This window comes from Methylobacterium sp. GXF4 (assembly GCF_000272495.1).
Taxonomy (GTDB): Bacteria; Pseudomonadota; Alphaproteobacteria; order Rhizobiales; family Beijerinckiaceae; genus Methylobacterium; species Methylobacterium brachiatum.
This window is the reverse complement of the sequence record NZ_AKFK01000017.1, coordinates 15,141-37,971: the sequence shown is the minus strand read 5'-3', so window position 1 is coordinate 37,971 and position 22,831 is coordinate 15,141. Positions and strand designations below refer to the sequence as shown.

Here is a 22,831-nt window from a genome sequence, read left to right as displayed (position 1 = left end):
GCCCGTCACCAGAACCGCCATGTCGTCCGCTCCGATGCCGTCTCACGTCTGCCGCCGACGAGCCTTGCCCGATCGGGCCGCGACGGGGAAGGCGTAACGGCGCGTCGTCATCGCACGTTCAAGGGCCGCGTGGGATTCCTCTTCGATAACGGCCCCATTAGGTGGTCGCAGACGGTATATTTACGGTGCTTTGGCTCATACTATCGACGTAGAGGCCTTGCGAAGCATCGCGCCAGGCTATCTCACTGCCCGAACCATTGCCCATGCCGTTCCGTTCAGTTTCCGGAGTTGCCGCTTGATGAAACCGATCCGCAAGGCTGTCCTGCCCGTGGCGGGCCTGGGCACCCGCTTCCTGCCCGCCACCAAGGCGGTCCCAAAGGAAATGCTCACGGTCGTGGACCGGCCGGTCGTCCAGCATGTCGTCGACGAGGCGCGCGAGGCGGGCATCGAGCACTTCATCTTCGTCACGGGTCGCGGCAAGGCGGTGATCGAGGATCATTTCGATATTGCGTTCGAGCTGGAGCACACCCTTCAGGAGCGCGGAAAGACCGCCGCCTACGAGGAGCTGAAGCGCGATCTCCCGAAGGCGGGCCAGACCAGCTTCACCCGCCAGCAGGCCCCCCTCGGCCTCGGCCACGCGGTCTGGTGCGCCCGGGAGATCGTCGGCGACGAGCCGTTCGCGGTGCTGCTGCCGGATATGCTGAGCCGCGGTTGCATGCAGCAGATGCTCTCCACCTACGAGCGCCACGGCGGCAACATCATCGCGGTCGAGGAGGTGGCCCCGGAGGAGACGCACCAATACGGCATCGTCAGCGTCGGCGAGACCTACGGCCAGTCCTTCGAGATCACCGGCATGGTCGAGAAGCCCAAGCAGGGCACCGCGCCGTCGAACTTCATCATCTCCGGCCGCTACATCCTCCAGCCCGAGATCTTCGGGATCCTGGAGCACGGGAAGAAGGGCGCCGGCGGCGAGATCCAGCTCACCGACGCGATGATCGACCTGATGGAAACGCAGGATTTCTTCGGCATGCACTACGAGGGACGGACTTACGATACCGGCTCCAAGATCGGCTTCCTGACCGCCAACCTGGCCTACGCGCTGGAACGGCCGGACTTGGCGGGACCGCTGAAGGCCGAGATCGCCAAGCTGCTGGAGCAGGGCTGAGCGCTTTGCGCGAAGCGCGGCGGAGCCATGCAGCCTGTGCGGAGGCCGGAGCGATTTAATCCTTGCGTCTTGTGCGCCGCACTGTAATTTGTGCATTGCGAGATCGCGATGGCGTCGCGGTCCCGTAGCCCTTCTTGGGCGTTTCCTCCCTAGACTTCGGGCCGCTCCTTCGGGAGTGGCCTTTTTTCTTTCCAGCCTCGGCGTTGGCCGCTGTGAGCCTTATGCCGGTGAGCCGGCGGCCCTACTCGGCCGCCATCCTGCTGGGTGTCAGATCGCCGAGATCGGCCGCCACGGTGGCGACGACGATCCGCAACGCCTTCGCCAAGCTCGGGAAATCCGGCGTCATCGCGAGGCTCGCCTCGTCCATGTAGAGCGCCCGGTTGACCTCGATCTGCAGGGCATGCCGTCCCAGATTCGGCTCACCGTAATGCTCGGTGATGAAGCCGCCCGCATAGGGCTTGTTGCGCACCACCCGGAAGCCCTGGCTCCGGAACGCGGCCTCGAAGGCCTCGATCAGGCCGGGGGCGCAGGCCGTCCCGTACCGGTCGCCCAAGACCATGTCCGCCTTGACCTCGGCATCGCGCCCGAGACTCGAGGACGGCATCGAATGACAGTCTATCAGGACGCAGTGACCGTGGGTGCGCGCCGTACGCTGGATCAGGCTGCGCAGCACCCGGTGGTAGGGCTTGTACAGGGCCTCGATCCGCGCGGTCGCCTCGCCGACCGGGAGGCGACGCGCGTAGATCTCCTGACCGTCCGCGACCACCCGCGGAACGGTGCCGAGCCCGCCCGCCACCCGCATCGAGCGCGTGTTAGCGAAGGGCGGCAGCCGACCGTCGAACATGCGCGGGTCGAGCTCGAACGGCTCGCGATTCACGTCCAGGAACGCCCGCGGAAAGTTCGCCCGCAACAGGGGCGCCCCGAGCTCGACCACCGAGGCGAACAGGCGATCGACATACGCATCCTCGGACCGGCGCAAACTCAGCGCGTCCAGACGCGAAGCCGCGATGAAATCCGAGGGGTAGACGGCGCCGGAATGGCCGGTATTGAAGACGAAGGGCAGGGTGTGCGCCGCCGGTTCGTCGACCTCGAAGGCCGGGGCAAAACCGAAGGCGTCGGGCTGTACCGTTTCGGGCGCGATCATTGGATGTGTGCAGGCCCCGGCGGTTGAGAAAACACGGCGGACGCGCACTGTGGTATGCGAACGGTCGGCTGTCCACTCTGGTGCAGCCGGCCCACACCGCCATCCGTGAGACGCGCGGCGCCGGCTGCGAACTCAGATCCTAACACCTTGTTTACCATCGCCTCCCTTTATGGGATCAACATTTCGACTCGAGGGCTCGGAAACGGCCGATGAAAATCCTGCTGGCGGAAGACGACAACGACATGCGCCGGTTCCTGGCCAAGGCGCTGCAGAACGCGGGCTACGACGTCCTGTCCTTCGACAACGGCCTCTCGGCCTATAACCGGCTGCGCGAGGAGCCGTTCGAGCTGCTGCTCACCGATATCGTGATGCCCGAGATGGACGGCATCGAGCTGGCGCGGCGCGCCACCGAACTCGACCCAGACATCAAGGTGATGTTCATCACCGGCTTCGCCGCCGTGGCGCTCAATCCGGACTCGAAGGCTCCGAAGGACGCGAAGGTCCTCTCCAAGCCGTTCCACCTGCGCGATCTCGTCAATGAGGTGGAGAAGCTGATGGCCGCCTGACCGGCCGGCGCGTTTCGACCGGTCCAGCTGTGACCACAGGGGCATAGGTAATTCGACGGGCGCGCTCCTATATGGTGGGAGGTTCCGCGCGAGACGACGAACGCCATGCAGCCGGTCACGATCTACACCACGGCCTGGTGCCCCTATTGCTCGGCGGCCAAGAGCCTGCTGAAGGAGAAGGGCGTCGCCTTCCAGGAAATCGACGTGGAGCGCGCCCAGGGTGCACGGGCCACGATGGTCGAGCGTGCCGGCGGGCGCACCAGCGTCCCGCAGATCTTCGTCGGCACGACCCATGTCGGCGGCTGCGACGACCTCTACGCCCTCGACCGCGCCGGCAAGCTCGATCCGCTCCTGACGGACAAGGCCGATGCCTGAGAGGCGCTTCCTTGCCGCCTGCGTGCAGATGCGCTCGGGCCGCGATCCGGGCGCCAACCGCGACGCGGCCGTGGCCGGCGTGCGCGAGGCGGCCAGCCGCGGCGCGGCCTATGTCCAGACACCTGAGATGACCTCCCTGGTCGAGCGCAGCCGCGAACGCCTGTTCGAGCGCGTCACCACCGAAGATCAGGACGTGACCCTCGCCGGCCTGCGGCAGGCCGCCCGCGAGACCGGCACGGTGGTGCATATCGGCTCGATCGCCGTGCGGTCCGGCGACAAGATCGCCAACCGCGCCTACCTGATCGGCGCTGACGGCGAGATCCTGGCCTCCTACGACAAGCTCCACCTGTTCGACGTCGACCTGCCGAGCGGCGAGCGCTGGCGCGAATCGGCCACCTATACGGGCGGCGCCTGCGCCGTCGTGGCGGCCACGCCCTGGGCGATGCTCGGCCTGACGATCTGCTACGATATCCGCTTCCCAGCTCTCTACCGGGCGCTGGCTGAGGCGGGGGCCGAGATCCTCACCGCGCCGGCCTGCTTCACCCGCCAGACCGGCGAGGCGCACTGGCACATCCTCCAGCGGGCGCGGGCGATCGAGACCGGCGCCTTCGTGATCTCGGCCGCGCAGGGCGGCGTCCACGAGGATGGGCGCGAGACCTTCGGCCATTCGCTGATCGTCGATCCCTGGGGTCGCGTGCTGGCCGATGCCGGCGGGGCGGAGCCGGGGGTGATCCTGGCCGAGATCGATCTCGCTCAGGTCGCGGATGCGCGGGCGCGAATCCCGGCGCTTCAACACGGACGCGCGTTCACGGTCGAGCGCATCGGGCCCGAGGTTCGGGCCGCACAGTCAGCAAGAGAATGATCCGGTACAGTCTCGTCTGCGACGCCGACCACGGCTTCGACAGCTGGTTCCCGTCCTCCGAATCCTACGATGCGCAGGCTGAGCGCGGGCTGGTGACCTGCCCGATCTGCGACAGCGCGAAGGTGACGAAGGCGCTCATGGCCCCGAGCGTGGCCCGCACCGATCGCGGGCAGGTTCCGGCACCGGTCGTGGCCCAGCCCGAGCCGGCGATGCCGATGATCGCGGAGCCCGAGCGCCAGGTGCGCGCGATGCTGCGCGCCTTGCGTGAGCAGATCGTGGCCAATTCCGAGCATGTCGGAACGCGCTTCCCGGAGGAGGCGCGCAAGATCCATTACGGCGAGGCGGACGGCCGCCCGATCTACGGGGAGGCGAGCCCGGCGGAGGCGCGGGCGCTCATCGAGGAAGGGATCGACGTGGCGCCGATCCCGATCATGCCCGACGACCGCAACTGAGCGGGCTGCGCTCAGGGACGCACGGCGGCGGTGCCGGCCAGCGAGGCCAGCACGAAAGCGACGACGGCGTTCCATCCGGCGAGCGAGAGTCCCAGAACCCGCATCGCCGCCACCGAGCAATCGACGACCTTCGTGCTCTGAAGCTGATTCAGGAAATCGCCGACCTGACCGGGATTGGCCCCCGTGCCGCCGCCGCAATCGCTGGGCCCCGGCCAGAAGCCCCATTCCGCGCCGGCATGGTAGACCCCGATCCCGGCCCCGTAGAGGAGCCCGAGCGCGGCAAGCCCCAGCGCCAGGCGGGCCAGCCGCTCCGGCGCGAACAACGCCGCAAGCCCGAGCGGGATCGCGGCGTAATAGGGCAGGCGCTCGGTCAGGCAGAGCTTACAGGGCGCGTAGCCGTACCCGTATTGGAGCACCAGGACGGCGCCCAGGATCAGCGCGGAGGCGAGGGCGAGCCAGAGGCCCGCTCTCTTGAGGCGAAGGGCCGACGCGACGTTCATGGCTACAGGATCACCTTGAACAACAGGAAGCCGAGGACGACCACGGCCACCGAGATCGCCGCGACCGCGTTGAGATGCCGATCGAGCACGCCGCGGATCTGGACACCGTAGCGGCCGAGCAGGCCGGCGAGGATGAAGAACCTGGCCCCGCGGGTGATGACGGACAGCACCGTGAACCAGAACAGGCTGTAATGGGCGAAGCCCGACGTGATCGTGACGAGCTTGTAGGGGATCGGCGTGAGCCCTTTCAACAGGATCACCCAATGGCCGTAGCGCGCGTAGGAATCCTGGAAGGTCGCGGCCGAGTTCTGCAGACCGTAGAGGCGGATCAGCCACTCACCGACCGAGTCGAACAGGAGCGCCCCGATCGCGTAGCCGACGAGGCCCCCGAGCACCGAGGCCACCGTGGCGATCGTCGCGTAGAGCCAGACCCGGTCGGGTCGGCTTACCGCCATCGGCACCAGCATCGCGTCCGGCGGAACCGGGAAGAACGAACTCTCGGCGAAGGCCACGGCCCCGAGCACGTAGGGCGCGGAGGGCCTGCCGCTGAGCGCGAGGATCCACGCGTAGAGCCGGCGGAGCATACAACTTCCAGACTGCCAGGGAACGGCTGCCCTTTGAGCATAGGCGCCGCGGAATGACCAGATTGCTCGGCCTCGGCAAAAAACCGCGCGCGCACCCTTGGCGCGGGCGCCACACCTATGCGAAGAGCGCGGCGCGCGCGGGTATGGCGGAATTGGTAGACGCGGGCGACTCAAAATCGCCAGCCGCAAGGCGTGGGGGTTCGATTCCCTCTACCCGCACCATCGTTGCAGCGATCAGAGCTCATTCCAGAAACTGAGCGCGATCACGCCCCAACAGCACCGCATCGTTCGTTGTGCTGCAGTTCTGGTGGATCCCCGTCGTCTCAGGAGACTTTGCGTCGCGGCCTGCGCACTCTGCTGCGCTGCCCATCGTCCCCTATTTCGGCTGAAGGCGCGACCACGGGGTCGGCTATCGACATGAGGCGATCTCGTGAATCAGCGCCGATGCGTCGCGATCCTGGGAGCCGGTATGGCCGGCGCAGCCGCGGCGTCGCGCATCGCCGAGGCTGGCCTGGATGTGCGCGTTTTCGACAAGGGGCGTGGCGTCGGTGGCCGGATGGCGACCCGGCGCGCGGATGGGTTGCAGTTCGACCATGGTGCGCAATTCATGCGGGCGCACGGCGACGTCTTCGCGGCGCGCCTCGCGGATTGGGAGCGGCGGGGTATCGTCGGCCCCTGGGCCAGGGCAGGACGGCGGGTCGGCATACCTGACATGACCGCGCCGGTCCGAGACCTCCTGTCCGACCTCTCCGTCGCCTCCGGTACGGCGATCACGCGGATCATCCGCGATGGGGCGTGCTGGCGGCTGGCGGACGGTGCAGGCGGCGAACACGGTCCGTTCGCCGCGGTCGCGATCACCTTCCCGGCGCCTCAGATCGCTGCGCTGCTCGCGGCATCGGGGTTTGCCCTGGCCGGGGTCGAGCGGGCGACCTACGCACCGTGCTGGTCTTTAATGGTGGCGGTCGAGCGGGCGCCTGCGGACGTGCTGATCGAGCCGAATGACGGCCCGATCGGGCTCATCGCCTCGGATTCCTCGAAGCCCGGCCGGCCGGACGGCGGCCGCCTGACCGTGCATGCCAAGCCGGATTTGTCACGCATCCATCTGGAGGCGCCCAGGGAGGCGATCGTATCGGTCTTGTCGAAGGCCGCGGAAGCGTGTCTCGGATTGCCGCTCCGTGTCGGCTACGCCCAGGCGCACCGTTGGCGCTTCGCCCAGGTCGAGACCGCCCTCGAGAAGCCCTGCCTGTACGACCCCGACTTGCGGCTCGGCGCGGCCGGCGATTGGTGTCTCGGGCCGCGGATCGAGGCGGCGCATGACAGTGGTTTGGCGCTCGCCAACGCGATTCTGTCCGATCTCGGCAGACCCGCGTGATCCCGCCCATCGCCTTCCATCCGGCCTACGAATCGAGCCTGCCGGCCGGGCATCGCTTTCCGATGCGGAAATACGGCCTGCTGGCCGAAACGCTGGTGGCCAAGGGGCTGGCGCCGCTGGGCTTCGTGACGCCGGAACTGGCAACCGCGGGGATCCTGGTCAACGCGCACGATCCGGCCTACGTCGCCGCGGTACTCGGCGTCGCCGTGCCCCGGGACATCGAGCGGGCGATCGGCCTGCCCGTGGATGCGTCCCTGGTCCGACGGTCGCGCGCCTCGGTGGGCGGGACGCTCCTGGCGGCCCGCTTGGCGCTGGCCGAGGGGCTGGCGGGCAGCGCGGCTGGCGGCAGCCATCACGCACGGCGGCTGCAGGGCGCCGGCTTCTGCGTGCTCAACGACGTGGCTGTCGCCGCGCGAACCCTTCAGGCCGAGGGCGCGGTGCGGCGGGTTCTGGTGGTCGATTGCGATGTCCATCAGGGTGACGGCACGGCGGATTGCCTGGCGCTGTGGCCGGACCTGTTCACGCTCTCGATCCATTGCGAGAACAACTACCCGGCCCAGAAGATCGCCGGAGATCTCGATATCGGCCTGCCGGACCGGCTCGACGATGCCGGTTACCTGGAGGTGCTGCGCGCCCGCCTGCCGCCGCTTCTCGACGCCCTGGTCCCCGATCTGATCTTCTACAATGCCGGGGTCGATCCGCATCGCGACGACCGCCTCGGGCGGCTGTGCCTGAGCGATGACGGCCTCCTGGCGCGGGACCGGTTCGTGGTGGCACAGGCGCGCGCGCGCCTCATCCCGCTCGTGGCCGTGATCGGCGGCGGATACACCCACGATGTCGAGGCGCTCGCCCTTCGGCATGCTTTGGTCTTCGAGGCGCTGGCGGCGGAGGCCGCAGCGGCATCCTCGGCCGGGTGAGGCGCAGATGCATCAGGTGTCCGCACATCGTTTCGGATGCGGCACCGCGAAAGGTTTTGGGAAGGGTCAGCGGCGAGGATCCGGAAGTCACGGATCGATCAAATCGCGCGCGCCGAGCGGCCTGAACAGCTTCGCCCCAGGCAGATGTGCTGACGATCCTGTGAAGCCGTTGGGATTCAGTCATGCTTGCGCGAATCTGGGAGGTGTTGAAGGCGACGATTGCGGTGGTGGCACTGATCACGGCCGCCCTCGTCTCGGCGGACAAGCTCGATCGGCGCAAGCCGCCGACCCATGCCGTGGCTGTCAGCGAGCCTGCGGCGACCGGGGCCATCACGCCCGGCGCGAGGCCTTGATCGCGCTGGCTGCCTCCCCGTCGCCAGTCCCATCGGAGCGCGCGCGCACATCGGCCGGGCACCTTTCATGCGACAGAATGGTCCGCCGGCCGGGGGATATTTCGGCGGGGTCCGGCGTTCACGCCCCACTTCAAGGCTTGGCCGTTCGGGCCGTCTACGCTCTGGATAGAGGATCCGTTTCGATGAAGTCCGCTTCGTTCGCTCTGCTCGCCCTGATCGCCGGTGCGGCGCCGGCGCTGGCCGAATCCCGGGCGGACCGTGCCGCCTGCACGCCGGACGTCATGCGCCTCTGCGCATCACAGATCCCGAATGCCACGGCGATCGCGGCCTGCCTGCGCAAGCAGCGTCCGAATCTCAGCCCAGGCTGCGGCCTGGTGATGGACCAGTCCGACCGCTCGGTCCGAACCGTCTCGAACCGGCGCTGACGGGTTGCCTCACCAGCCGTTGATGCGCGGCCAGACGGCGCCGGTCAGCGTTTGACCGGTGATGACATGGTAGCGATCGTGCTGGGCGCCGGTGGCGCAGGCATGGTTGGGCAGGATCCGGAGGCGCGCACCGACCGGAAGATCCGGCAGCGTCGCGGTCGAGCCGGGCCGCAGGGCCAGGATCCCGTGCTCCTGGTTGGCGTCCCGCACTATCAGGTCCGGATAGGGCTGGCCCGACCCGTCGCAGGCGACGCCGTAGCCCTGGTCGACCGCTTGGCGCGCCGTGCCGCGGTCGCGCGAGAGCGCCATCCAGCCGGCATCGGTGATGATCCAGCCCTTATCCCGCTGGTGACCGATCACCGTCGTCAGGACGCTGAGCGCGAGGTCGTCGATCGTGCAGGAGCCGATCCCGGCCTGGAACAGGTCGCCGATCATGAACACGCCGGCGCGAACTTCGGTGATGCCGTCGAGATTGTCCGCGTAGCGCGCCGTCGGGGTCGAGCCGACGCTGACCACCGGGCAGGGCAGGCCCGCCTCGCGCAGGATCGCGGCGGCTGCCAAAGCGGCCTGGCGCTCGGCCTCGGCTGCCGCCTTCAGCGCCGCCGGGTCGCTGAGCCCGTAGCTGTCGCCCGCATGCAGCAGCACGCCCCGGAGCGTTACGCCCGCGGCGAGCACCCGCCCGATCGCCACGAGCCGATCGGCGTCGCGGGGATCGACGCCGGAGCGATGCCCGTCGGCATCGACCTCGATCAGGACCGGCAGCGTATCACCGGCGCGACGGCTCCAGCTCGCCACGGCCTCGGCCTGCTCGACCGAATCCAGAACGATCGCGAGATCGGTATCCCAGCGCCGCCGGATCGCGCCCACCCGATCGAGCTTCTGCGGCGCGATCCCCACGGCATAGATCAGGTCACGGACGCCGCCTTCGGCGAAGTACTCCGCCTCCCGCAGCGTCGAGACGGTCGCCGGACCGGACGGGCTCGCCATGGCGATGCGCGCGACGTCGAGGGATTTGGCGGTCTTCAGATGCGGTCGCAGCGACACGCCCAGCCGGTCGAGATGCGCTCGCATCCCGGCGACGTTGGCCTTCAGCCTGTCCGAATCCAGGAGCAGGCAGGGCGTCTCCAGCGCCTCGAAGCCATCCGCCTGCCCGATGCGCCCGTCCGTCATCCGCCCGCTCCCGCGTTCTCCACCCGGGCGCGGTTCTAATGAGGGATCGGTGCGCCGTCACGGCGCAGACTCATCTGTTCGCGAACAGGGTCACCATCATGGACCGTCCCTCGGGCGGCAGGACGAGGCCGAAGGCGGTCTCGTCACCGTTGAGCAGGCGCTCGCGCACCCAGCGACCGTCTTCGAAATGACCCTCTTCCACCGTGACGAGTTCGACGGAGCCCGGCTGCCCGAGCTTGGGCGCGAAGAGCAGGTTGGCCGAGGCGCCGGTGACGAGATACCGGTCGGGCGCCGCGCGGGCTACGATCACCCGGCCCGAGAGATCGGGATTCCCCTGGCCGCGCTTGCCGCCATAGACCTCCTTCACCTCGCCGAAGCGGGCCACGAAATCGACCTCGTCGAACGATCCCGGCACGTTGGCCAGGCCGTCCTCCTCGATCGCCACGCGGACCTGGCCGGCGTCACGCAGCGGCAGCAGGAAGGGGGCGATATCGCTCAGCAGGCGGTAATCGACGGCGATCGGCTCCTCCGCCGGCCGGCCGTCCTTCAACCCGGATTCCGCGCTGAGGCCGAACCGGGCGATGCCCAGCGCGTGCGGCTGGGCCAGCGTCCAGAACGCATGGCGGGCATGGGCCATCGTCGCCCCGGTCTCCGGCACGAATAGCGGATTGCCCGGAATGTCATAGGCGCGCGCGATCGCGATATAGGGGGCGATGTTGGTGTCGTAATTGTCGACCCCGATCACATCGATGGCGGGCGCCAGCGCGCGCCATTGCGGCAGCAGCCAGGAGACCGCACCGCCCGAGGGCGAGCTTTCCCCCGGCCGCAGAAGCCCCGGCTGCTCGCGCGGCCAGACATTGGCGTAGAGGGGAAGCGCATAGACCCGCTTCCCGGCCTCCGCGACGGCGCCGATATATTTGGCGGTGTGATAGGCCATGAAGGCCTCCGGCGCGTCGACGCCGTAACGCTCGGTCCAAGTACCAGGCTTGGCGCCCGGCATGTCGGCCGGCACGGGGCCGCGGAACAGGGCTTCCGCCGCGGGGGAATGGTCGCGGTCGGCGCCCAGCGTGCCGGCCTCGTTCTCCACCTGCACCATGATCACCGTGCGCTGGGCGCCGTCGACCTCGGCCAGATGTCCCATCAGGGCGGAGAAGGCCCGCGCGTCGGCGTCGCGGCTGGCGGTGGCGATCGGGGTCTGCACGTCGATGGGCGCGCCGGTTGCGGAGATGACCCTGGGGAATCGCCGGACATCGCGCTTCACCCAGGCCGGGGTGTAGCTCATGGTGGCATTCTTCCATGTGCCGAACCAGAGCAGGGTGAGCCGGAGATTCTGCGCCCGCGCCTCGGCCAGCAACCCGTCCACCACCGACCAGTCGAACTTGCCCTCTTCGGGCTCGATCACCTGCCAGCTCACCGGAACCATGACCACGTTGGCATGAAGCCGCGCGATGGCCGGGCCCAGCGCCTTCAGGTCGGCCGGAAAGCCGCTGGAATTGTTGAGCTGGATGCCGAGGGTCAGGAACGACTTGCCGTCCACTTCCAGGGCCGGCTTGCCCGCATCGTTTGGGACGAGGCGACTGGTCTGAGCCTGCAGGCCGGGGGAGGTCACGACCGCAGCGGCCGCCAGGAGCAGGCCGAAGAGACCTCGCCGCCGCGTCCCCGGCCAAGCGGCCGACCCCGATGCGAACAGGCCGTGCGCGTTCATGCAGATCCCCCGATCGCCGCGATGAAGGCTGCCGCGTCCCGACCGACATCGACCGCCGGCTTTCCGGGGCGGTAGAGATTCGAGCCCAGCCCGAAGCCCACTGCGCCCGCCTGCCGCCAGACCGAGACGCTGTCGGGCGTGACCCCGCCGACGGCGAGCACGCGGGCGCTGGACGGGAACACGGCCCTGTGCGCCTTGAGCGCCGCCGGGGTGGCGATGTCCGCCGGGAAGAGCTTCAGGGCGGTCGCGCCGGCCGCGAGCGCCGCGAAGGCCTCGCTCGGGGTCTGGTAGCCCGGCAGCGAGACGAGCCCGGCGGCGACGGTCGCGCGGATCACCGCGGCGTCCGTGTTCGGCGAGACGATGAGGGTGCCGCCCGCCGCCGCGACCTCCGCAACCTGCGCCGGCGTCAGCACCGTGCCGGCACCGACCAGCGCGCGACCGGCGAAACGCTCGGCGAGCGACGCGATGCTTTTGAGCGGCTCCGGCGAGTTCAGCGGCACCTCGATCAGGGTGAAACCGGCCTCGACCAGCGCATCGCCGACGGCCGGCGCCTCGTCCGGCGTGAGCCCGCGCAGGATCGCCACCAGCGGGCAGGCCGCGAAGGCGGCCTCGAAGCGGTTGAGGATCGTCATGCCCGGGAGCTCCAGATGGCGTGGATGCCGGCGGTCGTGGATCCGTCCGGCACCGCGACGGCGCGGCCGCCGGCTTCGGTGATCGCCACACCGTAGAGCGTGGCCAAGGCCCCGCCGGCGAGCAGGTAGACCGGGCGCCGGCCGAGATCGCTGCGCGTCCCGACATCCGCGCCGATCATGATGCCGCTCGCATAGGCCGCCGCATCCCAGGGCGCCAGCCGGGCGAGCAGCACGCCGGCCCGGACCTCGAACAGGGCGGCGGCGAGGTTGCGCGCTTCGCGACCGCGCCGGAGTCCGTCCCGGAAGGCGTCGGAATCCGCGACCGGGCCGTCCAACATGCCGGCCAGGATGCCGTGCGACCGGACCAGGGCGAAGAGCTCCCCGGTCATGACGGTGGTGAAATCCGTGATCGCGCCGTCGACCGTCTCGATCCACTTGTTGTGCGTGCCCGGCTGGCAGAACAAGGCCGTGGACGGCGCGGCACCGGTGCTGATCGCGCCGAGCACCTGGACCTCCTCGCCGCGCATCACGTCCGGGCGTGGGCCGCTCCTGAGGGCGATTCCGGGGATGATCCGCACGTCGGGCGCGACCTCGAGGCAGGCGGCGGCGAGATCCTGGAGGGTGGCGGGCGCGTCGATATAGGGGGCCTCGCGCCAGCCCCGGGTCGAGCCCACCATCCCCGCCATGACGACGGAGTGCACGCCGAAGCGGTCGCGCAACGCCGCGATGGCGTCGGGATAGTCGTCCTGGGTCAGCGCGAGGACGCCGCGGTCGTCCTGAAGGCTGTCCACCACCGCGCCTCCCGCGGTCATCGCGTAGGCACGCCGGTTGGTGGTTCCCCAGTCCACGGCGATATAGGCCGCTCGGCCGACCATGCGCCTCCTCCCTCTCCCGAATTTGTCTGAGTTATATGGGGCTCGCGAGGCTGGTCAAGCACGGACCGACCTGCCGAACCGGAGGGGAAACCTTGGCCACGCCGGCTCCGCAATCCCCGGTGCCGGCTACCAGATCAGGCGCGGCAAGCATCAGCATATCATGAGCCGGGGATTGTCCCGCCGCGCCGAGCGTTTGCGATGGACTGTTCAGGGCCGGATCGGCGATATGGCAGGCAATAAATCATACGCGGGAGGGACGCGCTTGGCACGGGACGTGATCCTGGCGACCGATGGCTTGACGATGGAATTCAAGGGATTCCGGGCCGTCAACGGCGTCAAGCTGGAAGTCGAGCGCGGGACGATCCACGCGTTGATCGGCCCGAACGGCGCCGGCAAGACCACCTGTTTCAACCTACTGACGAAGTTCCTCATCCCCACCGCCGGCACCATCCGGTACAAGGACAAGGACATTACCGGGATGCGGGCCGCCGACGTGGCGCGGCTCGGGCTCGTGCGCTCCTTCCAGATCTCCGCGGTGTTCCCGCACCTGACGGTGACCGAGAACGTGCGGATCGCGCTGCAGCGACGGCGGCGGGGCGATTCCTTCGACTTCTGGCGGCCCGAGCGGGTGCTGCGGGCGCTTGACGGCGAGGCGCTCGCCCTGGTCGAGGCGGTGGGCCTGTCCGAATTCGCGGATTCGCTGGCCGTCGAGCTGTCCTACGGCCGCAAGCGCGCGCTGGAGATCGCCACGACCCTGGCCCTCGATCCCGAGATGCTGCTGCTCGACGAGCCGATGGCCGGGATGGGTCACGAGGACGTGGAGCGGACGGCCCAGCTGATCCGCCGGGTCTCGAAGGACCGCACCATCCTGATGGTCGAGCACAATCTCTCGGTGGTCGCGTCGCTGTCGGACCGCATCACCGTCCTGGCCCGCGGCCAGGTCCTGGCCGAGGGCGATTACGCCACCGTCTCGAAGGATCCGCGCGTGGTCGAAGCGTATATCGGGGCGGGACATGCGTGAGGCCGCCGTGAAGACCTCCCTGCCGGCCGCGGCGACGGATGCCCTCCTGACCGTGCGCGGGCTGGAGGGCTGGTACGGCGAGAGCCACGTGCTCCACGGCATCGATATCGATGTCCGGGCCGGCGAGGTGATCACGCTGCTCGGCCGCAACGGCGCCGGCAAGACCACGACGCTGCGGGCGATCATCGGCATCCTCGGCCGGCGGGCCGGCTCGATCGTCTATGACGGCGTCGAGACGATCCGGATGGCCTCGCGCAACATCGCCCGCCTCGGCCTCGGCTACGTCCCGGAGGAGCGCGGCATCTTCGCGAGCCTGACGGTCCACGAGAACCTGATGCTGCCGCCCCGGGTGAAACCGGGCGGGATGTCGGTGGCCGAGATCCACACCCTGTTCCCGAACCTGAAGGAGCGTGCGGGCAGCCAGGGCACCAAGCTCTCGGGCGGCGAGCAGCAGATGCTCGCCATCGGCCGCATCCTGCGGACCGGCGCGAAGCTGATCCTGCTGGACGAGCCCACCGAAGGTCTCGCGCCGGTGATCGTCCAGCAGATCGGCCGGACGATCCAGCAATTGAAGTCTCAGGGCTACACCATCGTTCTGGTCGAGCAGAATTTCCGCTTCGCCCAGACGTTGGCCGACCGGCACTTCGTCATCGAGCAGGGCAGGGTGGTCGACATGATCCCCAATGCCGATCTTGACGCCAATATCGACAAGCTTCACGCCTATCTCGGCGTCTGAGGCGGACGACCAATACCCAATAAGCGCCGGAGAACGGCGTCGAACGCTCGGCAGGCGGGATCCGCTGCGCCGCTGGAGGATAGGAAGACCATGTTCGGACGTCTCATCGGGTCCGTCTCCCTCGCCGCCCTCGCCGGTGCCCTGATGATGGGCGGCGCGAGCGCGCAGACGAATGTGAAGATCGGCATCCTGGGCGATCGCTCGGGGGCCTATTCCGACATCAGCGGGGAGGGGTCGGTGGTCGCCGCCCGACTGGCCGTCGAGGATTTCAAGCCCGCCGAGCACGGGCTGAAGGTCGAGATCGTCTCGGCCGACCACCAGAACAAGCCCGATGTCGGCGCGGCCATCGCCCGGCAATGGTACGATCGCGACAACGTCGACATGATCACCGACGGCGTCACCTCGTCGGTCGCCCTGGCGATCAGCCAGGTGACCAAGGAGAAGAACAAGGTCTTCATCGATACCGGCGCCGGCACCGCCGACCTCACCGGCCCGCAATGCACGCCGAACACGATCCACTGGGTCTACGACACGGTGGCGCTCGCCAACGGCACCGGCGGCGCCATGGTCAAGCGCGGCGGCAACACCTGGTTCTTCCTCACCGCCGACTACGTGTTCGGCCAGACCCTGCAGCGCGACACCAGCGCGGTGATCACCAAGAACGGCGGCAAGGTCATCGGCTCGGTCAAGACGCCGTTCCCGACCTCGGACTTCTCCTCGTTCCTGCTCCAGGCCCAGGGCTCCGGCGCCAAGGTGATCGGGCTCGCCAATGCCGGCACCGACACGATCAACGCGATCAAGCAGGCCGGCGAGTTCGGCATCACCGAGGGCGGCCAGGCGCTCGCCGGCCTGCTGGTGTTCTCCTCGGATGTCCACTCGCTCGGCACCAAGGTCGCGCAGGGCCTCGTCCTGACCGAGCCGTTCTACTGGGACCTGAACGACCAGACCCGGGCCTTCTCGGACCGCTTCGCCAAGCAGATGAAGGGCAATTCGAAGCCCACCGCCAACCATGCAGGCGTCTACTCTGACGTGCTCCACTACCTCAAGGCGATGGCCGAGCTGAAAACGGCCAAAGATGGCGCCGCCGTCGTGGCCAAGATGAAGGCGATGCCGACCGACGACCCTCTGTTTGGCAAGGGCACGATCCGCGCCGACGGGCGCAAGATCCACGACATGTACCTGTTCGAGGTCAAGAAGCCGTCCGAGTCGAAGGGCGAGTGGGACCTGTACAACAAGCTCGAGACGATCCCGGGCGATCAGGTCTTCCGGCCGCTCAACGAGGGCAATTGCCCGCTGGTGAAGGGCTGACGGTGCGGGTCCGGCACGGAGGACGGCCATGACCATGATCTTCGGCGTGCCGACCCAGGCCCTGTTCGGGCAATTGCTGCTCGGCCTGATCAACGGCTCGTTCTACGCGATCCTGTCGCTCGGGCTCGCGATCATCTTCGGGCTCCTGAACATCATCAACTTCGCCCACGGCGCGCTCTACATGATGGGCGCGTTCGTGGCCTGGATGCTGCTCACCTATGTCGGGCTCGGCTACTGGTGGGCGCTGGGCCTGGCGCCGCTGGTGGTGGGCGCCTTCGGCATCCTGCTGGAGCGGGTGCTGATCGCCCGGCTCTACAAGCTCGACCACCTCTACGGCCTGCTCCTGACCTTCGGCCTGGCGCTGATCATCCAGGGCCTGTTCCGCAACCAGTACGGGGTCTCGGGCCTGCCCTACGCGATCCCGGCCGAGCTGTCGGGCGGCCAGCGCCTGCCGTTCATGTTCCTGCCGAACTACCGGGCCTGGGTGGTGGTGGCCTCGCTCACCGTCTGCATCGCCACCTGGCTGGTCATCGAGAAGACCAAGCTCGGCGCCTATCTGCGGGCCGCCACCGAGAATCCGACGCTGGTCCAGGCCTTCGGGGTCAATGTGCCGCTGTTCCTGACCCTGACCTACGGGTTCGGCGTGGCGCTCGCGGGCTTCGCCGGGGTGCTCGCGGCGCCGATCTACTCGGTGAACCCGAATATGGGTGCCGACATCATCATCGTGGTCTTCGCCGTGGTGGTGATCGGCGGCATGGGCTCGATCATCGGCTCGGTGATCACCGGCTTCGCGCTCGGCCTGGTCGAGGGCCTGACCAAGGTGTTCTACCCGGAGGCGTCGGCGACCGTGATCTTCGTGATCATGGTGCTGGTGCTGCTCGTCAAACCCGCCGGCCTGTTCGGGCGCACGGCCTGATAGAGATCTGAGGCTCGATCCCCATGGCCGACACCGCCGCCATCGACGCTGCACCGATCGCCGCCGCGCTGCCGACGCGCCGCGACGACAAGGCGCTGCACCGGATGATCTTCGTCGGCATCGCGGTGCTGCTGATCGCGGCGCCGCTGGTGCTCTATCCCGTCTACCTGATGAAGGTGCTGTGCTTCGCGCTGTTCGCGCTCGCCTTCAACCTGCTGCTCGGCTACGGCGGCCTGCTCTCGTTCGGCCACGCCGCCTATTTCGGCATGGCGAGCTATCTCTGCGCCTACACGGCCAAAAGCCTCGGCTTCACCCCGGAACTGGCGATCCTGTCGGGCACCGCGACGGCGGCCTTGCTCGGGCTCGTCTTCGGCTCCCTGGCGATCCGGCGCCAGGGCATCTACTTCTCGATGATCACCCTGGCGCTCGCCCAGATGGCGTTCTTCTTCTCGCTGCAGGCCAAATTCACGGGCGGCGAGGACGGCATCCAGGCGGTGCCGCGCGGCAACCTGTTCGGGGTGTTCAGCCTGGCGGACGACCGGGCGATGTACGCCGTCGTCTGCGTGGTCTTCATGGCCGGGATGCTGCTGATCTACCGGATCATCCACTCGCCGTTCGGGCAGGTGCTGAAGGCGATCCGGGACAACGAGCCCCGGGCGATCTCGCTCGGATACCGGGCCAACCAGTACAAGCTCGCGGTCTTCGTCCTCTCGGCGACCCTGGCCGGGCTCGCCGGCTCGACCAAGGCGATCGTGTTCCAGCTCGCCTCGCTCACCGACGTCCACTGGTCGATGTCGGGCGAGGTGGTGCTGATGACGCTGGTCGGCGGCATGGGCACGGTGTTCGGGCCGATCGTCGGCGCGCTGGTGATCGTCACCATGGAGACGTACCTGGCGCAGTTCGGCGCCTGGGTGACGATCATCCAGGGCTGCGTCTTCGTGCTCTGCGTGCTGCTGTTCCGGGAAGGCATCGTCGGGCTGATCGCCCGGATCATCCGCAAGCCGCTGTGACGGGCGGCCGCAGGCAGCCGGCGCCGGCGCGTTGACGGATCGTTAACCACGGCGGCTCAACCTGCAGTTCCCAGGCTGACAGGTTTGAAGATGACGAAGACCCAGCCGCTGAGCATCGACGATCCCGCGGCGGATTGCCCGATCCCGGTCGAGACCGTCGGCCGATTGATCAAGGCCGACGCCGACGCGGCGACCTACATCCTGGACGGCATCCCGGAGGCGACACGGGCGCGTCTTGCGGTCTGGTTGTACGGCCGCAGCCACACCCACGAGATCGGCGTGCGCGTCGCGGCGACCTGCGACGGCGCCACGCTGCGCCGCACCGCCGGCCTCGTCGGCACCGCCCTCTACGACGCGTCCCGCCGGCCCTACAAGGCGCCGAGCCACGGCGCCCGGCCCGCCGGCAGCCGCATCTCGCTGGGCGGTTCGAGCCGCCGGGCCTGAACGCCGCGGCTTCGCGACACGGTCCCTGTCATCCGGTACGCTAGGAGCGCCGCCGCTCGCCGGCTATCGTGCGCCCCGATGTCCGCCCCTCAACCCGTCATCCGCCGCCTGGACCCGATCCTCGTCGACCGCATCGCCGCGGGCGAAGTGGTGGAGCGCCCGGCCTCGGCCGTGAAGGAGCTGGTCGAGAACGCGATCGATGCCGGGGCCCGCACGATCGACGTGGTGGTGGAGAATGGCGGCCGCCGGCTGATCCGGGTGGTCGACGACGGCCGCGGCATGAGCCCGGAGGATCTGGCGCTGTGCGTCGAGCGCCACGCCACCTCGAAGCTCCCGGGCGGCGACCTCTCGGCCATCGACACCCTGGGATTCCGCGGCGAGGCTTTGCCCTCGATCGGCGCCGTGTCGCGGCTCGCCATCACCACCCGCCCCGAGGGGGCCGAGGCCGGGGCGAGCCTGACCGTCGAGGCCGGGCTGAAGGGCGCGGTCCGGCCGGCCCCGGCCCAGCGCGGCACCCGGATCGAGGTGACCGAGCTGTTCGCGGCGACGCCGGCCCGGCTGAAATTCCTCAAATCCGACCGGGCCGAGAATTCGGCCATCGCCGAGACCCTGCGGCGGCTCGCGGTGGCCCAGCCCGGGATCCGCTTCACCCTGCGGGCCGATGCGGGCCAGCCGTTGTTGCTCCCGGCGGAGACCGGCCCTGAGGGCGAGCTGCGCCGGCTGACCGCGGTGCTCGGCCCCGATTTCGCCGCCAACGCGCTGCCGGTCTCGCTCGCCCGGGAGGGTTTCTCCGTGACCGGCCATGTCGGCCTGCCGACCTATCACCGCGGCGCCGCCGGCTACATCCACCTCGTGGTCAACGGCCGGCCGGTGCGCGACCGGCTGCTGCTCGGCGCGGTGCGCGGGGCCTATGCCGACACCCTGGCCTCCGACCGCCATCCAGTTCTGGGTCTCGCCATCGCGTGCGATCCCGACTTGGTCGACGTCAACGTCCACCCGGCCAAGACCGAGGTGCGCTTCCGCGAGCCCGGCCTGGTGCGGGCGCTGGTGGTCAGCGCGATCCACGACGCCCTGCGCCGGGGCGGCGCCCGCTCGGCCACCACGGGGGCCAGCCGGACCCTCGACGCCCTGCGCCCCGCCGGCCCGGCGCTCGCCACCCATACCGGCGCGGCCGCGCCGAGCCTGTTCCGCTCCGCGCGGCCGAGCTTCTTCCCGGCCGGCACACCCTCCGTGGCGGCGCCGTCGGGCTACCGCCGGACCGAGAGCTGGCGCCCGGCGCCCGAGCCGGCCGAGGCCGCCCCGGTCTTCGGGGAGCCGGAGGGCTTCGGCGAGGCGGCGCAGGCCCCGTTCGAAGGGCCGGCGGATCTCGCGGCGCCGCCCCAGGCGGATGTCCGCCTGGCGCCCGAGGCGGCTGAGGCCGTCGACCACCCGCTCGGCGCCGCGCGCGCGCAGATCCACGAGACCTATATCCTGGCCCAGACCCGGGACGGCCTCGTCATCGTCGACCAGCACGCCGCCCATGAGCGCCTCGTCTACGAGCGCATGAAGGCGGAGCGGGCGCGCGGCGGCATCGCCCGCCAGGGCCTGCTGATTCCGGACGTGGTCGAGATGAGCCCCGACGCCGCCGAGCGCCTGGTCGCCGCCGCCCCGGATCTCGACCGGCTCGGCCTGTTGATCGAGGCGTTCGGGACCGGCGCCGTGCTGGTACGCGAGGTGCCGGCCGCCCTGATCGGCGCCTCGATCCGCGATCTCGTCACCGACATCCTCGACGCGCTGGAGGCGAGCGGCGACGAGGAGGGCGGCGCCCCCGCCACCGAGGGCGGCCCCCTCGGCCGGCGCCTCGACGCGGTACTCTCGCGCATGAGCTGCCACGGCTCGGTCCGCGCCGGGCGGCGCCTGCGTCCGGAAGAGATGAACGCGCTGCTCCGCGAGATGGAGGCGACGCCCAATTCCGGCCAGTGCAACCACGGCCGCCCGACCTCGATCGAGTTGAAGCTCTCCGACATCGAGCGACTGTTCGGCCGCCGGTGACAAAGCGGTGCGGCTCGAACGGGAGGGGTGCTCGTTGAAACGACCGTGCCAATGGCGTACCATAATCGCTGGGATCGAAGCGCTGTAACCTTCGAATTCCGCGATGACGGCGTCACGGGCGGCGACGTCATCACGGTGACGATGGCGACACCGGCCGGGGCGCTTCACCTCATGGCCGAAGTCGCTCTCGAGGATGAGGGACGCAGGTTGCGGCTCTTCGGGGTCCACATGCATTCCGAGGGCGGCAGCGGCGCGATCGGGCCGGCCAATCTCCGGCGTCTGGCGCGCTGGGCCGTCGAGGAGACCGGCTTCGATGAACTCATCGTTGAGGGAGCGGCTCGCACGTCTGGGGCCCGTCCGGGACATATCCCGCGTCACATCCGGGTTGCCCGCGGTGATCTCGCTGACCCCGGTCGAGGGCGTCCAGCAGGTCCTGGCGATCCCCGCGGCACTCGCCCTGGCTAAGCGCGGAATTAGCCTTCTCCGGGCGAAGCGCGTCGTCGAGGAGGTCCTCTCCCGGGGCTACGCGGTGGTCGAGCTTCCCACGGTCGAGGATGCGAGCGTACTGGCGGACGATCTGCGCCGAGCCGGATGCAAAGCCGCTGAGGTGAAACGCGGCGCGGTCGATGTCCGGGATCTTCGCGAGCGCCTGGGGCTGACGCAGGAGCAGTTCGCCTTGCGCTACGGTCTCGATGTGTCGGCCATTCGCAATTGGGAGACCGGCCGACGCAAGCCCGACCCGGCGGCGCTCGGCTATCTCCACGTCATCGACCGGATGCCCGAAGAGGTCCGATCGGCCCTGGAGAAACCGCTCGCCTCCGCCACTTCATAGCCGGCCGCGCCTGAGGGTTGGACGCGACACGAGTCCGCGCCTGTCCCACGAACGGATCATATCCGACGTGCTTTGTCTGGACCGAAGACCTGATACCCCGACTCTAGCGCATCACCTTCCCTGACCCGCACCGCGCCGCCGCCGGAGCCCGCGACCATGGATTTCACCATCTCTAGCCGCGTCGAGGATTACCGCGCGCGGATCGCCGCCTTCGTGGATGCGCAGATCCTGCCGGTGGAGGCGGACCGGTCGGCCTACGACGCGCACGGAAATATCGGCCTGGCCGAGCTGGCCCGGCTGCGCGCGCTGGCCAAGGCGGAGGGGCTGTGGTGCCTGCAGCTCAAGCCCGAGACCGGAGGGGCCGGGCTCGACAAGGTCGGCATGGCGGTCTGCTACGAGGCGATGAACCGCTCGATCTTCGGGCCGGTGGTGTTCAATTCCGCCGCCCCCGACGACGGCAACATGATGGTGCTGGAGAAGGTCGCCACCCCGGCCCAGAAGGAGCGATGGCTGGCGCCGATCGTGCGCGGCGAGGTCCGGTCGGCCTTCGCCATGACCGAGCCGCATCCCGGCGGCGGCTCGGATCCCGGCATGATCCAGACCCGGGCCGAGCGGCGGGGCGACACCTACGTGGTCACCGGCCGCAAATGGTACATCACGGGGGCCGAGGAGGCCGCCCACTTCATCCTGATGGCCCGCACCTCCGACGATGCCCGGAAAGGGCTCACGGCCTTCCTGTTCCACAAGGACCAGCCCGGCTGGGAGATCCTGCGCCGGATCCCGATCATGGGTCCGGAGGAGCATGGCGGCCATTGCGAATTGCTGTTCGACGGGCTGGAGATCCCGGCCGAGAACGTCTTGATGAACGAGGGCGACGGCCTCAAGCTGACCCAGATCCGCCTCGGCCCGGCCCGGCTGACCCATTGCATGCGCTGGCTCGGCCTGTCGAAGCGCTGCGTCGAGATCGCCCGGGCCTACGCGGCCGAGCGGCACGGCTTCGGGATCCGGCTCGCCGACCGGGAGAGCATCCAGCTCATGCTGGGTGACTTGGCCATGCGGATCGAGATCGGCCGGTTGCTGGTGATGAAGGCGGCCTGGGCGCTCGACCAGGGGAGCTTTGCCCGCAAGGAGGTCTCGATGGCCAAGGTCCACGTCGCCAACCTGGTGCACGCGGCGGCCGACATCGCCATCCAGATCAACGGCGCCCGCGGCTACTCCACCGACACGCCGCTCGAATGGATCTACCGCTACGCTCGCCAAGCCCGGCTGGTGGACGGGGCCGACGAGGTCCACAAGATGGTGCTCAACCGGAATCTCGAGGCCGAGGGCGATTCGTTTTGGACTTGGGGGGTCGAGGGGTGATGGGTGTTGTTCCGCCTTAGAAAGCGAACATCCGACCCAACCCACTCATCCTGAGGTGCGTCCGCCCAGCGGAC

The 22,831-nt window shown here is 69.1% G+C and carries 25 protein-coding genes and 1 tRNA gene; 19 read left to right on the top strand and 7 right to left on the bottom strand.

Annotation, left to right across the window (positions count from 1 at the left end):
* Positions 1-298 precede the first annotated feature (298 nt).
* The gene (gene galU, locus WYO_RS02980) at positions 299-1,165 is read left to right on the top strand and encodes a UTP--glucose-1-phosphate uridylyltransferase GalU (protein WP_007558888.1); all 867 of its coding nucleotides are present in this window, start codon (positions 299-301) and stop codon (positions 1,163-1,165) included.
* 241 nt (positions 1,166-1,406) lie between these two features.
* Here galU and WYO_RS02975 read toward each other — a convergent pair whose 3' ends face one another.
* The gene (locus tag WYO_RS02975; RefSeq protein WP_007558886.1) at positions 1,407-2,309 is read right to left on the bottom strand and encodes an N-formylglutamate amidohydrolase; all 903 of its coding nucleotides are present in this window, start codon (positions 2,307-2,309) and stop codon (positions 1,407-1,409) included.
* A 209-nt stretch (positions 2,310-2,518) separates the two neighbouring features.
* Here WYO_RS02975 and WYO_RS02970 point away from each other — a divergent pair, with 209 nt between their 5' ends.
* The 4 genes from WYO_RS02970 to WYO_RS02955 all read left to right on the top strand — a co-directional run bounded on the left by WYO_RS02970 (position 2,519) and on the right by WYO_RS02955 (position 4,564).
* On the top strand, positions 2,519-2,875 hold the full coding sequence (locus WYO_RS02970; RefSeq protein WP_007558883.1) for a response regulator: 357 nt from the start codon (positions 2,519-2,521) through the stop codon (positions 2,873-2,875).
* A 105-nt stretch (positions 2,876-2,980) separates the two neighbouring features.
* Positions 2,981-3,250 (top strand): glutaredoxin 3, encoded by a 270-nt coding sequence (gene grxC / locus WYO_RS02965; protein ID WP_007558881.1) that lies wholly within the window; start codon positions 2,981-2,983, stop codon positions 3,248-3,250.
* Complete coding sequence (locus tag WYO_RS02960) at positions 3,243-4,112, top strand: carbon-nitrogen hydrolase family protein (RefSeq protein ID WP_007558879.1); 870 nt, start codon at positions 3,243-3,245, stop codon at positions 4,110-4,112. The genes grxC and WYO_RS02960 overlap by 8 nt, the downstream gene beginning before the upstream one ends.
* Complete coding sequence (locus tag WYO_RS02955; protein ID WP_007558877.1) at positions 4,109-4,564, top strand: DUF1178 family protein; 456 nt, start codon at positions 4,109-4,111, stop codon at positions 4,562-4,564. Before WYO_RS02960 ends, WYO_RS02955 begins: the two co-directional genes overlap by 4 nt.
* Before the next feature lie 11 nt (positions 4,565-4,575).
* Here WYO_RS02955 and WYO_RS02950 read toward each other — a convergent pair whose 3' ends face one another.
* On the bottom strand, positions 4,576-5,064 hold the full coding sequence (locus tag WYO_RS02950) for a disulfide bond formation protein B (protein ID WP_007558875.1): 489 nt from the start codon (positions 5,062-5,064) through the stop codon (positions 4,576-4,578).
* A gap of 2 nt (positions 5,065-5,066) precedes the next feature.
* Positions 5,067-5,648 (bottom strand): YqaA family protein, encoded by a 582-nt coding sequence (locus WYO_RS02945; protein WP_007558873.1) that lies wholly within the window; start codon positions 5,646-5,648, stop codon positions 5,067-5,069.
* A gap of 137 nt (positions 5,649-5,785) precedes the next feature.
* Between WYO_RS02945 and WYO_RS02940 the strand changes: the two genes are divergently transcribed.
* From WYO_RS02940 to WYO_RS02925, 5 genes are all read left to right on the top strand, one after another.
* Positions 5,786-5,870, top strand: a tRNA-Leu gene (locus WYO_RS02940).
* 208 nt (positions 5,871-6,078) lie between these two features.
* Positions 6,079-7,020 carry an NAD(P)-binding protein gene (locus tag WYO_RS02935; RefSeq protein ID WP_128754927.1) on the top strand — a complete coding sequence of 314 codons (942 nt, stop codon included), beginning with the start codon at positions 6,079-6,081 and terminating at the stop codon, positions 7,018-7,020.
* Positions 7,020-7,937 carry a histone deacetylase gene (locus tag WYO_RS02930; RefSeq protein ID WP_039902056.1) on the top strand — a complete coding sequence of 306 codons (918 nt, stop codon included), beginning with the start codon at positions 7,020-7,022 and terminating at the stop codon, positions 7,935-7,937. The genes WYO_RS02935 and WYO_RS02930 overlap by 1 nt, the downstream gene beginning before the upstream one ends.
* A gap of 182 nt (positions 7,938-8,119) precedes the next feature.
* Entirely contained in the window at positions 8,120-8,290 is a 171-nt protein-coding gene (locus WYO_RS31405; RefSeq protein ID WP_007558867.1) for a hypothetical protein, read from the top strand.
* Positions 8,291-8,472: 182 nt separating this feature from the next.
* The gene (locus tag WYO_RS02925) at positions 8,473-8,715 is read left to right on the top strand and encodes a hypothetical protein (RefSeq protein WP_007558865.1); all 243 of its coding nucleotides are present in this window, start codon (positions 8,473-8,475) and stop codon (positions 8,713-8,715) included.
* 9 nt (positions 8,716-8,724) lie between these two features.
* On the opposite strand, the gene WYO_RS02920 is transcribed toward WYO_RS02925, so the two are convergent.
* The 4 genes from WYO_RS02920 to WYO_RS02905 all read right to left on the bottom strand — a co-directional run bounded on the left by WYO_RS02920 (position 8,725) and on the right by WYO_RS02905 (position 13,097).
* On the bottom strand, positions 8,725-9,885 hold the full coding sequence (locus WYO_RS02920) for an alanine racemase (RefSeq protein ID WP_007558863.1): 1,161 nt from the start codon (positions 9,883-9,885) through the stop codon (positions 8,725-8,727).
* Positions 9,886-9,955: 70 nt separating this feature from the next.
* Positions 9,956-11,590, bottom strand: a complete 1,635-nt coding sequence (locus tag WYO_RS02915; protein WP_007558861.1) for a DUF5597 domain-containing protein — start codon at positions 11,588-11,590, stop codon at positions 9,956-9,958.
* Positions 11,587-12,222, bottom strand: a complete 636-nt coding sequence (locus tag WYO_RS02910) for a 2-dehydro-3-deoxy-6-phosphogalactonate aldolase (RefSeq protein WP_007558859.1) — start codon at positions 12,220-12,222, stop codon at positions 11,587-11,589. Before WYO_RS02910 ends, WYO_RS02915 begins: the two co-directional genes overlap by 4 nt.
* Positions 12,219-13,097 (bottom strand): 2-dehydro-3-deoxygalactonokinase, encoded by an 879-nt coding sequence (locus WYO_RS02905; RefSeq protein WP_007558856.1) that lies wholly within the window; start codon positions 13,095-13,097, stop codon positions 12,219-12,221. Before WYO_RS02905 ends, WYO_RS02910 begins: the two co-directional genes overlap by 4 nt.
* Before the next feature lie 262 nt (positions 13,098-13,359).
* Here WYO_RS02905 and WYO_RS02900 point away from each other — a divergent pair, with 262 nt between their 5' ends.
* From WYO_RS02900 to WYO_RS02860, 9 genes are all read left to right on the top strand, one after another.
* Positions 13,360-14,118, top strand: coding sequence for an ABC transporter ATP-binding protein (locus WYO_RS02900; RefSeq protein ID WP_007558854.1), 759 nt, complete (start codon positions 13,360-13,362; stop codon positions 14,116-14,118).
* The gene (locus WYO_RS02895; protein WP_039902050.1) at positions 14,111-14,854 is read left to right on the top strand and encodes an ABC transporter ATP-binding protein; all 744 of its coding nucleotides are present in this window, start codon (positions 14,111-14,113) and stop codon (positions 14,852-14,854) included. Before WYO_RS02900 ends, WYO_RS02895 begins: the two co-directional genes overlap by 8 nt.
* Positions 14,855-14,944: 90 nt before the next feature.
* Positions 14,945-16,162 carry an ABC transporter substrate-binding protein gene (locus WYO_RS02890; protein ID WP_007558851.1) on the top strand — a complete coding sequence of 406 codons (1,218 nt, stop codon included), beginning with the start codon at positions 14,945-14,947 and terminating at the stop codon, positions 16,160-16,162.
* 28 nt (positions 16,163-16,190) lie between these two features.
* Complete coding sequence (locus WYO_RS02885; protein ID WP_007558850.1) at positions 16,191-17,078, top strand: branched-chain amino acid ABC transporter permease; 888 nt, start codon at positions 16,191-16,193, stop codon at positions 17,076-17,078.
* A gap of 23 nt (positions 17,079-17,101) precedes the next feature.
* On the top strand, positions 17,102-18,088 hold the full coding sequence (locus WYO_RS02880; protein ID WP_007558849.1) for a branched-chain amino acid ABC transporter permease: 987 nt from the start codon (positions 17,102-17,104) through the stop codon (positions 18,086-18,088).
* 90 nt (positions 18,089-18,178) lie between these two features.
* A complete protein-coding gene (locus tag WYO_RS02875) occupies positions 18,179-18,532 on the top strand; it encodes a hypothetical protein (protein ID WP_007558847.1) in 354 nt (117 codons plus the stop codon).
* Positions 18,533-18,610: 78 nt separating this feature from the next.
* Positions 18,611-20,563, top strand: a complete 1,953-nt coding sequence (gene mutL / locus WYO_RS02870) for a DNA mismatch repair endonuclease MutL (protein ID WP_007558845.1) — start codon at positions 18,611-18,613, stop codon at positions 20,561-20,563.
* Between the two features lie 394 nt (positions 20,564-20,957).
* A complete protein-coding gene (locus WYO_RS02865) occupies positions 20,958-21,395 on the top strand; it encodes a helix-turn-helix domain-containing protein (RefSeq protein ID WP_165486538.1) in 438 nt (145 codons plus the stop codon).
* Positions 21,396-21,551: 156 nt separating this feature from the next.
* A complete protein-coding gene (locus WYO_RS02860; protein ID WP_007558841.1) occupies positions 21,552-22,757 on the top strand; it encodes an acyl-CoA dehydrogenase family protein in 1,206 nt (401 codons plus the stop codon).
* Positions 22,758-22,831: the final 74 nt, after the last annotated feature.